This window comes from Psychrobacter sp. TS_SC_6 (genome assembly GCF_056156305.1).
The window spans coordinates 2,152,995-2,168,068 of record NZ_CM149590.1 but is presented as its reverse complement, the minus strand read 5'-3'; the positions used below and the strand labels follow the sequence as shown (position 1 = coordinate 2,168,068).

Sequence of the window (15,074 nt, the reverse complement as noted above, 5' to 3'; positions counted from 1 at the left end):
ATTGATAAGGTGTAATGGGTAAAAGACTTGTCAGTCATTTTGCAAATATGTTATATATAGGCGCAGTAGTAATGGTATTGACCTTTACTAGGTTGGCTTTGGATAAAATGAATTTTATCAAAGTCAGTTTATAAGTATATTAGTCGTTTAGCCTTTTTATTGATTGTGCTACGCAAACCGAGTTGATGATTCATGGCAGAAGCACAGCTAAGTCTCAATCTGGACATAAAGCATGATGCAAGTCTCAGCGACTTCGCTGGTCCGGGTTGGATGTCTATTATCGATGCAGTGCGGCAGCTCCATGTCGGCCTGATAGGTCAGCTGTACCTATTTGGCAGTCCTGCTACTGGCAAATCGCACTTATTATCCGCTATTTGTGAGTCGTTTATTGAGATGGACAAGTCAGCGATTTGTCTGTCGTTAAACGAGCTGATTCATACCGATGTCAATGTATTATCATCGCTAGAAAATTTCTCTTTGATTGCGATCGATGATTTGGAAGTCATTGAACAAAACAGTCAATGGCAAGAAGCTTTATTTCATCTGATCAATCGTAGCCGCGAAGGGCAGCGCCAACTTTTATTTGCCGCTAATAAGCCTGCATCCGAGCTGCCGTTTCAGTTAAGAGATTTGCTTACCCGTTTGGCACAAGCGCCTTCATTCAAAGTACCGACAGGACAGGATTTTGCAGACCGTGAAGCATTGTTGCAGTCGATATTGCGCAGGCGTGGTTGGCAGTTTGATGAACGTATTACCAATTATCTGCTCACTGAAGGACCACATCGTATTGGCGCAATGATGGAGGTGCTCAATTACATTCAACCCATGTTCTCCAATTTGGGTCGTAGTAATATATCAAAAGCGGTCATTGCTGACGCGCTGCGGACGATTGATGAGCAGACGCTTGCTGCTGAACTTGCTGATATCGCACAGGAGTCGCAAGTAAACAGTGATGCCGCTGATCAAGACCATCATACTCAGCATACGATGCCACTTGATTTTTAGCAGTCAGAACACAAACTTTCTATCCGAAATGCTTTTTACTACTATTGGAAAAATTATGAAATCAAATGCGTCTTTGCTAAAAAAGCTGTCTATCAGCACGGTGTTTGTCGGTGCAGCTTTTGTGTCTATGCTATCGCAAGCGGCAGTCACCTTAGTAGTTGATGATCATATCAAAGTGACGGCAATCAATGGTCAAGAGCTGACACAGAGTGTTCTTCAGCCATTGACCAAGTCATTTACCTTGCAGCCAGGTAAGCATGTGATTACCGCTAAATATGATCGTCTTTATGATCTGCGCCGTGATGAGCATGATTATTTGCGTTCAGGTAACGTCAGTGTTGCCGCTGAATTGGCAGACAATCAGACCTACCGCTTAACCATGCCAAATCAGCCAGAAGACTATGCAGCTGCCAAGAAGTATGCTGAACGTCCAACGCTTGCGATACAAAGTAATAACACCATCATTGCCAGTCAAGAAAGCGTCGGTGGCAGTAGCAATAGCTTGTTCTCAGGTCTTGGTAAAGCATTAGGTGGCGTTTTTGGTGGTAGCGGTGATGCTGAGCTACAAAACCAGCGTGCTATTGCTGCGCTCGATCAGCCATCCGTAAGCACTCGAGCGTCTGTGAATACGGGTGCTACCGTGACGCAAACGACAAGTGTCAACGCATCTACCAGTTCACTTGATCAGTTTATGCAGATTTGGCTACAAGCCACACCTGCTGAGCGTGAAAAAATGCGTCAATGGATGCAAAAATAAGCGTTAAACACTGATAGGTTAAAAAAGGTAAAAAGATTACACATAAAAAAGCACCTATATTAGGTGCTTTTTCTACTTTAGATTTTATGGCTATTTAGCTGTTAGCCCAAAAAAGCATTATACATCCAGATTAATTTTTCTTGCTCTTGTACATAAGCATCAACAAGATCTGCTGAACCCTGATCTTCTGCTTCTGCTGCTAGAGTCGACACTTGACGTTGTTCTTCAATTAGCTCTTGTAAACCTGTTACAACGCCTTTAACGCAAGTAGTGCCGTCTTTAACATTCTTATCTTCTTGAATACTGGTATGCTGAGCAAAATCGCTATAAGCATGTAACGGTGTGCCGCCTAAGGTCAAAATACGTTCAGCGATTTCATCGATTTGGATTTGCAGCGAGGTATATAGCTCTTCAAACTTTGGATGTAAAGTGAAGAAATGCTCACCTTTGACGTTCCAATGATAGCCACGAACATTGATATAAAACATATGGTAGCTAGATAGCAGACCATTTAACTTGCTGATGACTTCGCTCATATCTGCTTTTTCTAGACCGATCTGGTTAGTGTCGTTATTATTACTCATTATATTATCCTTTTCATTGAGTGTAGGTTTCAAACATCAAGTTATTAAACCTTTAAAATTAAGAAATTTATCGCGAGCGACTATCAACCTAAAGCATAATAGTCGCTTATTATGCGTTACTCAACCTTTGATGCTTACCATCATAGCAAGCAATTAAAAATAAGTTAAATGAATCAAATTAAAATTTGTAATATGTTTTATAAAACAACTAAATCTTTGATCTAACAGAAAGCGCTAAGCCTATTTAGCAGGTATCTGTAAGCTTTCAGAGTTCAGACCTTTTACTGCGACGACTTCTAATAAGTGCTGGCGTACCGTATCGATAGGGAATTTTTGAGCTTGCAAGCGTTTAGGAATAATCTGACTGCCTTGCTGACCTTTCATTTCAAACATCATAAAAATATAGTCATCTGTCTCATCCCAGCTCTTCACAGCGCTCCAAGGAATCACCGCTTGTTGGGTGCTGCCTGCACGCATCTGCATACCGCGCATCTGATTGCTAAACATATCTGGCTGATTAACAGGCACTGCCATTATCAGACCATGCTTCTGTACACCCAGCTTCATTTGGCGCATCTCATCAGGCATCTCTTGCTCAGCGACTTGCTTTTCAAACTCTTTTTTCACATACCATTTAAAACCAAGCGTACGAACCAGTAGGTAAATAACAACGGCTGCTAGCATGACCCAAAAGATAATGGTCGAATAACCGGTCAAAAAAACCAGTCCAGCAACGGCTAAAACCACAGCGACTGCCATGATGATCCATTCTTTAAGCTTGATACTCGACAGACCAAATGACGGGCTGGCACTAGCAAATAGCTCATACTGTGCTTGATGAAATTCTGCCTCGGTTAGGTTTAAGGCAACAGGTTGCAGCGTGTAGGGGTACAGAGCCATAAAGGTTTCTCAAAGACTTATAGTGAAAGCGTTAAATTAAAAGCGCCAAATGTCGACAGCGAGGTAATATTTGGCTGGAAATAGAATAAAGATATGCGCTTATCTTACCGAAAATCGCCCTTAAATGAAACATATAAGCCACTCTGTTCGCTAATAGATACCATATTTCAGCCATTAGTAAAGGTAAGTCATATTTATAGAGAGCTTGCGACCTTAAATTATATGATTAGTACGTTAATATGAATAACCATTTCCTATTTAAAGATTACGAGAATAGAAGCTCAAAACTCAGTCAAGAGATGGGTAAAAAACTGCCAAAACATGGTCAAAATAGCCGCAGCTTGGTATTATAGTAGCTACCACCTAATTTTAAGCACTATCGGGCAATCGAGCTCAGATTTTCATTATTTTCACACCTTTTATCCACTTTTAGCGCGACAGGCACCTATTATGATAGACCCAAAACTCTTACGCGGCGATTTGACAGATTTACAGCAGCAATTGGCCACCCGTGGTTATACGCTTGATATAGCGTTCTGGCAAAATATTGAGAACGAACGTAAATCGCTACAAGTAAAAACCGAAGAGTTGCAGTCGCGCCGTAATGCAGGCGCAAAACAAGTTGGAGCGCTCAAAAAATCTGGCGAAGATGCTAGTGAGTTGCTGGCTGAGATGCAAAGTGTCAGTGGTGAGATTAAGACAGCCGAAGACGAGCTACGTACCTTACAAGAGCGCATTAGCCAAGCGGCAATGCAAATTCCAAATATCCCAGCAGCAGATGTGCCAGTTGGTACATCAGAAGACGATAACGTCGAAGTACGCAAATGGGGCACACCGCGTGAGTTTGATTTTGAGATTAAAGATCATACGCATATTGGTGAGACACTTGGTATGCTCGATTTTGAAGCAGCAACCAAGCTTACAGGGAGTCGCTTTAATGTTTTAAAAGGACAGTTGGCGCAGATGCATCGCGCCTTGATTCAATTTATGCTGAACACTCATACGATTAAGTATGGCTACACTGAAACCTATGTACCGTACATCGTCAACTCTGAAAGCTTAAAGGGCACGGGTCAGCTGCCAAAGTTTGAAGATGATTTGTTTAAATTGAGCAATCATACGAATAATAATGACATGGATTTTTATCTTATTCCAACGGCAGAAGTACCGATGACAAACTTGGTACGTGGTGAGCGCTTGGATATCAAAGAGCTGCCATTGAAGTTTACTGCGCATACGCCGTGTTTCCGTAGTGAAGCTGGCTCGCATGGTCGTGATACCCGTGGTCTGATTCGTCAGCATCAGTTTGAAAAAGTCGAGATGGTCAATATCGCCACAGCTGAACAATCAGATGAGCTGCTTGAAGCGATGACTGGACAAGCAGAATTTATCTTGCAGCAGCTTAATTTGCCGTATCGCACTGTCAAATTGTGCACCGGTGATATGGGCTTTGCTGCGCAAAAAACTTATGATATCGAAGTCTGGTTACCAAGCCAAGAGACCTATCGTGAAATCTCAAGCTGCTCAAACTGCGGCGATTTCCAAGCACGCCGTATGGGTACACGTGTTAAGGACGGCAAACAAACCAGTCTTGCACATACCTTAAACGGTTCAGGTTTGGCAGTCGGTCGTACGTTATTGGCAGTGATGGAAAATCATCAAAACGCTGATGGAAGCATCACGATTCCAGAAGTATTGCGTCCGTTTATGGGCGGTGCTGACACGATTTTATTATAGTTTTTTGATATGAGGGTTTTTGACATATAGTTCTTTGATGATTGATAGCAATTAGTGAGTTGGTATTCAGGCTCGCGGATTGTGTTTTATCGCGGTAAGTATCGGTTAAATTGATAAAACTGATACAAATTATTATTAAATACGAACGGTTCTGTCAGTGCATTTTTGGCTAGATAGAGTGCAAATATGTTAATATTACCCCTGTATTTACAGATTATTCGTTAAGGGCGCCTATTGCGTCCTTATTTTATGACCCTCTGAGTAAACTCTCCTCTTATCCTCCATACTTCTACCCGAATATTAGGACACTCTATGCCAGCTCCAATTAGCGAACGTAAATTAGCCAATGCCATCCGTGTACTGTCGTTTGACGCGGTTCAAAAAGCCAATTCTGGGCACCCGGGTGCACCAATGGGTATGGCTGATATTGCCGAAGTTTTGTGGCGCAAGTTTTTAAAGCACAATCCTGCTGACCCAAGCTGGCACAATCGTGACCGTTTTGTTTTGTCCAACGGTCATGGCTCGATGCTTATCTATTCGTTGCTACATTTATCAGGCTATGACATGAGCGTTGACGACCTAAAAGGTTTTCGTCAATTGCATTCAAAAACGCCGGGACATCCAGAGCTTGGCTATACGCCAGGTGTTGAAACCACCACTGGTCCATTAGGGCAGGGTATTGCCAATGCGGTTGGTTTTGCAATTGCAGAAAAGACGCTTGCCGCGCAGTTCAATCGCGACGGTCATAATATCGTTGATCATCATACCTATGCATTCTTAGGCGATGGTTGCTTGATGGAAGGTATCAGCCATGAAGTTTGCTCGCTAGCGGGCACATTAGGTTTGGGCAAGCTGGTATTCTTCTATGATGACAATGGCATCTCTATCGATGGTAATGTTGAAGGCTGGTTTACTGACGACACCCAAGCACGCTTTGAAAGTTACGGCTGGCAAGTTATCAAAGTTGATGGTCACGATACCGATGAGATTACGCAAGCTACTGAGAAAGCAATTGAAGAAACGACTAAGCCAAGCTTGATTATTTGTAAAACCACCATCGGCGCTGGTAGCCCAAACAAACAAGGCTTAGCAGCCAGTCATGGTGCGCCACTCGGCGATGATGAAATCGTCTTGACGCGTGATGCATTGTCTTGGACGCATGCGCCATTTGAGTTAGATGATGAGATTTATCAAGCGTGGGATGGTAAAGCCAAAGGCGACGTCTTGCAGAAAAACTGGGATGCAAACTTTGAAGCGTATAAAAAGGCTTATCCAGAGCTAGCAGCTGAGTTGCTTCGTCGTTTAGAGGGTGATTTGCCAGCGGATTTTGAGCAAAAAGCGCAAGCGTATATTCATCAAACGCAAGAAGCGGGCGGTGATGTTGCCAGTCGTAAAGCCAGTCAGAATGCTATCAACAGCTTGCAGCCATTATTGCCAGAACTACTTGGCGGTTCAGCGGATCTTGCTGGCTCGAACCTTACGCTATTTAAAGGCGCCAAAGGTATCGAGAAAGACACTGACGGCAACTATATCTATTACGGCGTACGCGAGTTCGGTATGACTGCGATTGCCAATGGTATCGCCTTGCATGGTGGCTTTATCCCTTACGTAGCGACGTTCCTCATGTTTATGGAATACGCACGTAACGCGGTACGCATGGGCGCACTCATGAAGCAGCGCGTCATTCACGTCTATACCCATGACTCTATCGGTCTGGGTGAAGATGGTCCAACGCATCAGCCAGTTGAGCAATTGACCAGCCTACGTACCACGCCAAACCTACGTACATGGCGTCCGTGTGATGCGACCGAATCTGCTAGTGCTTGGGTTGAGGCAATTAAATCAGAAAGTAATCCATCAGCGTTGATCTTTAGCCGTCAAAGCTTGCCACATCAAGCGCGTGATAGCGAGCAAGTAGCGAACATCACTAAAGGTGGTTATGTACTTGCGAAAGAGCAAGGCGAGCTACAAGCGATCATCATCGCGACAGGTTCAGAAGTCGGTCTTGCGATGGAAGCGTATGAAACGTTGAGCGCAAATGGTGTTGGCGTACGTGTGGTCTCTATGCCATGTGCAGAGGTTTTCGTCGAGCAAGATGCAAGCTACCGTGAAGCAGTATTACCTGCCAATATCCGTGCCCGCGTCGCGGTAGAAGCGGCACACGTCGATTACTGGTATAAGTTCGTTGGTCTAGATGGCAAAGTTATCGGTATGACTACTTATGGCGAATCTGCACCTGCTGATCAGCTATATAAAGAGTTCGGTATCACCACTGAAGCAGTAGTTGCTGCGGTAAATAGTTTGGTGTGAGTTCTTAAAACTGCTTAAATAAAAAAGAGTTGCTAGGATTTCTAGCAACTCCTTTTTTTTGACTATTTTTAAAGCTATTTCAACTAATTAGCAGCAATTAGCCTTCCTGATATCTCAAGCGGGATGATATTGCTAATCACTTTTGGAAAAGCAGTAACCCCGTAGTTGTAACGATCTACCAAACCTGTCGCGCGAAATTTTAAGGTAGGTCTAGAAGTGACAGGGTCATTCTCTACATCTGACAATTTTACTCTTACCGTTAAAGGTTTGGTTTGACCCAATACCGTAAAGTCACCTGTCACATTGGCTTCCTTAGCATTTATCATGCTGACTTTTTTAGAAACAAAAGTCATCGTCGGATATTGTTTCGTATTCAAAAGCTCTTTTCGGCGCAAAAATGAATCTCTCAAGCTGCGATCAGTATTGATACTATTGGTAAAAACAGTAAATTTAATGGTGGTGCTGGCAGGTTTATTGACGTCATAATTGATGGCGCCATTGACCTTGTTGAACCTGCCGTCAGTCATGGCTTTACCCAAATAATTGACCTCGAACTCGACATTGGTCTTTGGGACGTCCAGTTTCCATTTTTGCGGAACGGTCGCCGCCAATCCCATGACTGGTAATGATAATAGTAGGCAGCTGCTGAGCATGATTTTCAGCAAAGAGGTGACAGGTGTGGTCATATGTCTGATCCAAAGAGAAATAGGCGGTATATCAGTAGTTAAAATAATTTAATTCAAATGGTTCTATAGTAATTAATCCGTGCTCTATTCTTTTTAGAATCAATCGACTATAGTAAGGCGATATCCTACTATAATTAAGCGATTTCAATGTACTATTAAAGTTATAAGCGCTTGAGGCGTGTTAGGTAAATGGTTTAAGACAGATAGCATACTATTTTAATTATAAGTGTTTTTATCTTTTTTATTGGAAAACGATTATGTCCCTCATGTCCAGCTTCAAAGGTGTTTTAGGTGAAACAGTCCTTAATGTTGCCATGTGGTTAAAGCTAGAAAAAGACCTTTATCATCGTTTAAATAATATCACTTTACCATTAGCCAATGGTGGCAGTACGCAAATCGACCACATCATCGTTTCCGTATACGGCATATTTGTCATCGAAACCAAAAACTATAAAGGCTGGATATACGGAAAGGAAACGCAAAGGCAGTGGACACAATCTTTCCCGAATGGGAGTAAATACAAATTTCAGAACCCATTGCGCCAAAATTATCTGCACATTAAGACGCTTGCAGATTTATTAGGTTTGGAGCTGTGCCATTTCCATTCGATGATTGCCTTCATTGGTGAGTGCGAGCTAAAAACCCGTGATGAGTTGCCTGAACACGTATTGACCAGTGGCATGGTGTCTTATGTGAAGAAAAAGCAGGATAAGTTACTTACTGAAGATGAGGTCACATCCATTGTTGAGCAGATAGAAAGCAATAGATTTAGCAAGTCTTGGCGCACCAACAGAAAGCATAAAGCCTATCTAAAAGATAAGCATAGCAACTCAAGCAAGTTGCCTAGCGATCATTCTAATAGTCAGTCAGTTGCTAAAATGACTAATAAGCTGACACCTGAGCCAGTAGTAAAAGAAACGGCTAAAAGAGCCATCCTGAAAAGTAGAGAAATGCAGCGATGGTCTGGTCAAACTGAGATTGAATCCAGCGATTTACCAGTTGATAGTCTGAATACTCAGCAGACAATGATACCGCACAATATTGCTGATAAAGTGTTTCTGACACCATTTGAGATTGTAGAGTTTGAGCCACAGGTGGAAGCACCTGCGATATTTGAAGCAACAGACGATGCTGCTAATCTCGTCCAAATACCAACTTGCCCGAGATGTAACGGCGAGATGGTTGAACGCACTGCGAAAAAAGGCGCACGCCAAGGACAATCCTTTTATGGGTGCGCGCAGTTTCCCAAGTGTCGCGGTGTGGTCAATGTAATACCAAACCCAAAAAGTACGATTAGCTGTGTCAAACTTTTTTAGTCTACAAGGCGTAGTACTTTCACTCGTTTTTCTTGCTACTCTAATTTTTGTGAATGGTGTAAGCTAATAGCTATTTAACAGTTTCATCATCGACCGCACATACCTCAGAGCGCACAATAAAGCGTTTGCCTTCAGGTATTTCTAGCGAAAAACTGGCGCCGCGTCCGTCGACCACATCAATGGTCAGATCAGTGTGCTGCCAAAGTTTGTGCTGTGCTTTGCCCATATAAAATGGACAGCCAACTAGCTCGCCGATCAACACATCTTGTCCACCCACTTTAAACTCGCCAAGTGGATAGCACATGGGTGAGCTACCATCACAGCAGCCACCTGATTGATGAAACATGAGTTCGCCATGTTTGGATTTTAGTAGCTCAATTAACGCTTTGCAGGGTTCTGTCGCTGTCACTTTCATGATGATTTCCTTATCTTGAATATAATCAGGTCAATATAAAAAGTCGCATCGTCTTCAATCACGTTATTCATAACATGTGATTGAAAATGATGCGACCTATTGTTCGTGATTAGGGCGTGTTCAAACGCCCTAAATGTACCAATCAACAAAGCAAGATTAAGCTATCACAAGACATGCCTACATACTGTAGTCAATGACAATGCGACCCTCGATTTTGCCGTCACGCATACGCTGGAAGATATCATTGATATTCTCTAATGGCTCAGCGGCAACGGTCGCTTTTACTTTGCCTGCGGCGGCCATCTCTAATGATTCTTGTAAGTCCAGACGGGTACCAACGATTGAGCCACGAATGGTAATGCCGTTCAAAACCGTATCAAAGATTGAGACGGGGAAATCGCCAGTTGGGAGGCCATTACAAACTAAGGTACCACCGCGTCGTAACATGCCTAATGCTTGATCAAATGCTTTTGACGATACTGCTGTCACGAGCGCCCCATGAGCGCCGCCGATTTCTTTTTGTAAAAACTCTCCTGGATCAGTATTTTTGGCATTTACAGTGACTTTTGCCCCCAGTTTTTTGGCAAAGTCGAGCTTTTCGTCGTCAATATCAACAGCAGCAACGTTGAGTCCCATGGCAATGGCGTATTGCACAGCCATATGGCCAAGGCCGCCGATACCTGAGATGACGACCCAATCGCCTGGCTTGGTATCGGTCATTTTTAGACCTTTATAGACGGTAACACCCGCACATAACACAGGGGCAATCTCAACAGAAGCAACACTTTCTGGAATAATGCCAACATAATTGGCATCTGCTAGGACATATTCTGCAAAGCTGCCATTGACGGAGTAACCAGAGTTTTGTTGCTTTTCGCACAAGGTTTCCCAGCCGCCCAAGCAGTGCGTGCAGTGTCCACAAGCAGAGTAGAGCCAAGGCACACCAACGCGATCACCTTCTTTGACGTGGTGGACATTTTCACCAACGGCAGTGATTAGACCAACGCCTTCGTGTCCAGGTATAAATGGTGGACTGGGCTTAACGGGCCAGTCTCCTTCAACCGCATGCAGATCAGTGTGACAAACGCCTGATGCTTGCATCTTAACGACAATTTGGCCAGCACCTGGCGTTGGAATGTCCACTTCTTCAATTTGCAAAGGTTGTCCAAATTCACGTAGCACGGCGGCTTTCATTTTGTTACTCATGTGATTTATCCTTATTAGGTATTTTTAAATGACGATTTTATGAATATCAGCCAAGCACTCTATGGTTTTGTCATCTTGACGGTACGCCATAAAGTGCTGTGGACGTTAATGCTCTAGAAAAACCCCATTGCTTTCGGACTATAAGAGACCAGCATGTTTTTGGTCTGCTGATAATGATCGAGCATCATTAAATGGTTTTCGCGTCCGATACCAGATTGCTTATAACCACCGAAGGCGGCGTGTGATGGATAGAGGTGATAACAGTTGGTCCATACGCGTCCCGCTTGAATACCACGGCCGAAGCGATAGGCTTTATGCACACTACGTGTCCAAATCCCAGCACCTAGGCCATATAATGTATCATTGGCAATTTGCATGGCTTCCTCATCGTCTTTAAAGGTAGTAACAGCCAGCACCGGTCCAAAAATCTCTTCTTGGAACACACGCATGTCGTTAGTGCCCTCAAAAATAGTAGGTTGCACATAATAGCCATTGCCAAGATCACCGTCATGTTTGGCTCGATCACCGCCAACTAAGACTTTTGCGCCTTCTTTTTTACCGATATCAAGATAAGAGAGAATTTTTTCTAACTGATCTGAGCTTGCTTGCGCACCAATCATGGTGTCAGTGTCTAATGGATTGCCCATTTTGATGGCTTCGACACGGGCGACACAGCGTTTGATAAATTCATCATAAATGCTTTCATGGACGAGAGCACGCGATGGACAGGTACAGATTTCCCCTTGATTCAGTGCAAACATCACAAGACCTTCGACGGCTTTGTCTAAGAAATCATCGTCTTCATCCATGACATCGGCGAAGAAGATATTGGGACTCTTACCGCCCAGCTCTAGGGTGACAGGAATGATGTTTTCGCTAGCGTATTGCATGATGAGACGACCCGTGGTGGTCTCGCCCGTGAAGGCAACTTTATTGATACGTGGGTTGGAGGCTAGAGGCTTACCCGCTTCAACGCCAAAACCATTGACGACGTTAAGCACGCCCTTTGGTAAAATATCGGCAATACCGATGGTCTCAAGCATAAACAGAATAGAGGCTGGTGTTTGCTCGGCAGGTTTTAGGACAACACAGTTACCAGCGGCAAGGGCAGGTGCCAGTTTCCAGACCGCCATTAAGATAGGAAAGTTCCACGGGATGATTTGACCGACGACGCCAAGTGGTTCATGAAAATGATAGGCAACGGTATCGTCATCGATTTGACTGATGCCGCCTTCTTGTGCACGAATGGCGCTGGCGAAATAGCGAAAGTGGTCAATGGCTAAAGGAATGTCTGCGGCGAGGGTTTCACGCACGGGTTTGCCGTTTTCATAACATTCGGCAATGGCGATGGCTTCTAGGTTGGCTTCCATGCTATCAGCGATTTTGAGTAATAGATTGGCACGTTCAGCGACGCTGGTTTTGCCCCACGCGTCTTTGGCGGCATGAGCTGCATCGAGGGCTTTTTCGATGTCGGCTTCTTTGGAGCGGGCAACTTGGCAAATGGTTTTGCCATCAATGGGGCTTGTGTTGTCGAAGTATTCACCATCGAGTGGCGCGGTCCATTCACCATTGATGAAGTTGTCGTATTTTTCGCGAAATTGGACTGGGCTACCTTCCGTATTGGGATTTGCGTACAGCATGAAACACTCCTTGTTGTGTTGTTTGTTTTATCGGATAATACAGGTGCAATTTTATCTATCTTAATATCTGCTATGGCAACGCAATATCAGTTACTATTGTGATTGCTTAACAGCAATTTTTCTCTATCGCGTTTTATACTACTCGACTTTTTCTGGCAATTATACTAAAATTTTATAATGACTTATGAGTCAATATATAACTTAAAGTTTTCTTTTTGAGTAAAGTTAACATCGCTGTAATGCTTTATTTAAAAAGCGATGAAAAAAATATCGGAATAAATTTCTTGTTGGAAAAGTCAGGCGGCAATGTATTGACTTTTTGAATTTTCATGAAATAAATTCTATTTGAATATATCTTATTAACAATTGTTCGTTTAAATGATGTGCTTGAAAATCGGTTACCTATGAGCGCTGCTGGTCTTATGTGAACCGCTGCGCTACTCTGTCAGTCATCATGACCGTGTTATGGTTATTATCTTTTTTTATATTATTGGTTGGTTTTGATATATGCGTCAATCTTCTGCTCTTGATATCTTGAAAACAGGTCAAAACGTCTTTTTAACGGGCTCAGCAGGTTCAGGTAAGACCTATACGCTCAATCAATATATTGATTATTTGCGTGCGCGTCGTGTGCCTGTCGCTGTGACTGCCAGCACTGGTATCGCCGCGACTCATATGAGTGGCACGACGATACATAGTTGGTCGGGCATCGGAATCAAAGATGAGCTGTCCGATCGCGATTTGAGCAATTTGTCGCGCAAACAGTTTTTGGCCGATCGATTAAAAGACACGGCAGTGTTGATTATCGATGAGATATCGATGCTGCATGCCAAACAGCTCAATTTGGTCAGCCAAGTACTCAAACATGTGCGCAAAAATGACAAAGCTTTTGGTGATATCCAAGTGGTCGTAGCAGGGGACTTTTTTCAGTTACCACCCATTGGTAGTAAGGGCGAAACCAATCGCGAGAAGTTTGCTTTTATGTCAGAAGCTTGGCTCGATGCTAAGTTTCACATTTGCTATTTATCTGAACAGCATCGGCAAGTGAGTGAGGCGGCGAATGGCGGACTTGATTTGGATGATATTCTCAATCAAATTCGCCGTCAAGAAGTGACGTTTGAGGCGATTGCTGCACTTGAGGCGACCTATAACCAAAACGTCGATATCAAGCGCACGCGTCTTTATACCCATAATCTTAATGTCAATAAAATCAATGACAAAGAGCTGGCTGACTTATCTGGCGAGATGATGCGCTTTGAGGCGACGTCGACTGGCGATAGTAAGCTGGTTGAGACGCTGAAAAAAACGGTACGTACGCAAGATGAGCTAATACTCAAAGTTGGCGCTAAGGTGATGTTTATCAAAAACAATACCGAGCTTGGTGTCTCTAACGGCACGATGGGTGAATTGATCGGCTTTACCGCTGTTAAGATTGAGGATGGCAAGGACAACAGCGATGCCTTAATCGAAGATGATGACGATAACACTGCCGATGATAAAAACACTGGCGACGATAAAAAAACGATCAAGGGTAAAAAAAGCGCCGCCAAAAAAGACGTCGATCAAGCAAAGATCAAAAAACCAGCCACCCAAAAAATGCCCGTGGTTAGGCTCAATTCAGGACGCGAAGTCATCGCGGAGCCAGAAGAATGGATTATCGAAGACGAGACGGGCGATGTGCTCGCAAGCTATGAGCAAGTGCCATTATGTCTAGCTTGGGCGATTACCATTCATAAGTCGCAAGGCATGACGCTTGAAGCTGCTGAGATTGACTTGTCACGTACCTTTGAGCTTGGGCAAGGATATGTGGCGTTATCCCGGCTAAAGTCGCTGGCAGGCCTGCAGCTGCTCGGTATGAATGATATGAGCTTGCAGCTTGATCCACTGGCACGCGGTGCAGATAAGCGCTTTTTGGTATTGTCTGATGAAGCGGATGCCAATTATGCAATGCTTGATGAAGAGAGCATGACGCAGGCACATGAGAAATTCACTCTCAAATCAGGTGGTACGCTGAGTAAATCCGTGATTGATGCTTATGCCAATCTACAAAAAAAGCGCCGTGAACAACAGCAAGCTCAGCAAGATAAAAAACAAAAACTGGGCAATCAGGTCTCTGATAAGTCAGACAGTACTTTACTCGCCACACGAGTACTTCTTGAAGAAAGTTTATCTATTGCGGAGATATCGCAAGAGCGCCAACTGTCACAAGCGACGATCATGCGCCATATTGCTGAGTTGAAATCTCAAGATACAAGCCTAGCTTGCGACCATTTGCGCCCAGCAGACGAGATTATGACGGCAGTTGGCAATGCTTATGTGGCGATTAAAGTTGCTAATAACCCAAATGACTTTAATGATGATGGTAGTATTAAGCTGCGTCCGATATTTGAGCATTTAAAGCAAGCCATTGATTACAATACCATTCGTTTGGCATTGATATTTATTACGCCTTAGTCAAGACTAAATTGCTAGAGTTTATTAATAGTCATGTGCTTGCTGTTTTGTGGTTTGCTGCCTT

12 protein-coding genes are annotated in these 15,074 nt (G+C 43.6%); 6 read left to right on the top strand and 6 right to left on the bottom strand.

Features of this window, described 5'->3' with window-relative positions; genetic code table 11:
• Positions 1–192 precede the first annotated feature (192 nt).
• Together hda and AC0J5Y_RS09175 are read left to right on the top strand one after the other, a co-directional pair.
• On the top strand, positions 193–1,005 hold the full coding sequence (gene hda / locus AC0J5Y_RS09180) for a DnaA regulatory inactivator Hda (RefSeq protein WP_475130401.1): 813 nt from the start codon (positions 193–195) through the stop codon (positions 1,003–1,005).
• Between the two features lie 55 nt (positions 1,006–1,060).
• On the top strand, positions 1,061–1,762 hold the full coding sequence (locus AC0J5Y_RS09175) for a DUF2057 family protein (protein WP_475130400.1): 702 nt from the start codon (positions 1,061–1,063) through the stop codon (positions 1,760–1,762).
• 101 nt (positions 1,763–1,863) lie between these two features.
• On the opposite strand, the gene AC0J5Y_RS09170 is transcribed toward AC0J5Y_RS09175, so the two are convergent.
• Both AC0J5Y_RS09170 and AC0J5Y_RS09165 read right to left on the bottom strand, forming a co-directional pair.
• Entirely contained in the window at positions 1,864–2,346 is a 483-nt protein-coding gene (locus AC0J5Y_RS09170) for a Dps family protein (RefSeq protein ID WP_475130399.1), read from the bottom strand.
• A 240-nt stretch (positions 2,347–2,586) separates the two neighbouring features.
• Entirely contained in the window at positions 2,587–3,246 is a 660-nt protein-coding gene (locus tag AC0J5Y_RS09165; protein ID WP_475130398.1) for a YcxB family protein, read from the bottom strand.
• A gap of 450 nt (positions 3,247–3,696) precedes the next feature.
• Between AC0J5Y_RS09165 and serS the strand changes: the two genes are divergently transcribed.
• Together serS and tkt are read left to right on the top strand one after the other, a co-directional pair.
• Entirely contained in the window at positions 3,697–4,983 is a 1,287-nt protein-coding gene (serS, locus tag AC0J5Y_RS09160) for a serine--tRNA ligase (RefSeq protein WP_475130397.1), read from the top strand.
• Positions 4,984–5,295: 312 nt separating this feature from the next.
• Positions 5,296–7,293 carry a transketolase gene (gene tkt / locus AC0J5Y_RS09155; protein WP_475130396.1) on the top strand — a complete coding sequence of 666 codons (1,998 nt, stop codon included), beginning with the start codon at positions 5,296–5,298 and terminating at the stop codon, positions 7,291–7,293.
• Between the two features lie 83 nt (positions 7,294–7,376).
• Here tkt and AC0J5Y_RS09150 read toward each other — a convergent pair whose 3' ends face one another.
• Positions 7,377–7,979, bottom strand: coding sequence for a YceI family protein (locus AC0J5Y_RS09150; RefSeq protein ID WP_475130395.1), 603 nt, complete (start codon positions 7,977–7,979; stop codon positions 7,377–7,379).
• 266 nt (positions 7,980–8,245) lie between these two features.
• Here AC0J5Y_RS09150 and AC0J5Y_RS09145 point away from each other — a divergent pair, with 266 nt between their 5' ends.
• Positions 8,246–9,295: an NERD domain-containing protein gene (locus tag AC0J5Y_RS09145; RefSeq protein ID WP_475130394.1), complete on the top strand. Its 1,050-nt coding sequence runs from the start codon at positions 8,246–8,248 to the stop codon at positions 9,293–9,295.
• A gap of 70 nt (positions 9,296–9,365) precedes the next feature.
• Here AC0J5Y_RS09145 and AC0J5Y_RS09140 read toward each other — a convergent pair whose 3' ends face one another.
• The 3 genes from AC0J5Y_RS09140 to exaC form a co-directional block, all read right to left on the bottom strand.
• Complete coding sequence (locus AC0J5Y_RS09140; RefSeq protein WP_475130393.1) at positions 9,366–9,710, bottom strand: DUF779 domain-containing protein; 345 nt, start codon at positions 9,708–9,710, stop codon at positions 9,366–9,368.
• 177 nt (positions 9,711–9,887) lie between these two features.
• Positions 9,888–10,916 carry an alcohol dehydrogenase AdhP gene (adhP, locus tag AC0J5Y_RS09135; RefSeq protein ID WP_475130392.1) on the bottom strand — a complete coding sequence of 343 codons (1,029 nt, stop codon included), beginning with the start codon at positions 10,914–10,916 and terminating at the stop codon, positions 9,888–9,890.
• Between the two features lie 113 nt (positions 10,917–11,029).
• On the bottom strand, positions 11,030–12,556 hold the full coding sequence (exaC, locus tag AC0J5Y_RS09130; RefSeq protein ID WP_475130159.1) for an acetaldehyde dehydrogenase ExaC: 1,527 nt from the start codon (positions 12,554–12,556) through the stop codon (positions 11,030–11,032).
• A 507-nt stretch (positions 12,557–13,063) separates the two neighbouring features.
• Here exaC and AC0J5Y_RS09125 point away from each other — a divergent pair.
• A complete protein-coding gene (locus AC0J5Y_RS09125) occupies positions 13,064–15,010 on the top strand; it encodes an AAA family ATPase (protein ID WP_475130391.1) in 1,947 nt (648 codons plus the stop codon).
• The last annotated feature ends 64 nt before the right edge of the window (positions 15,011–15,074 follow it).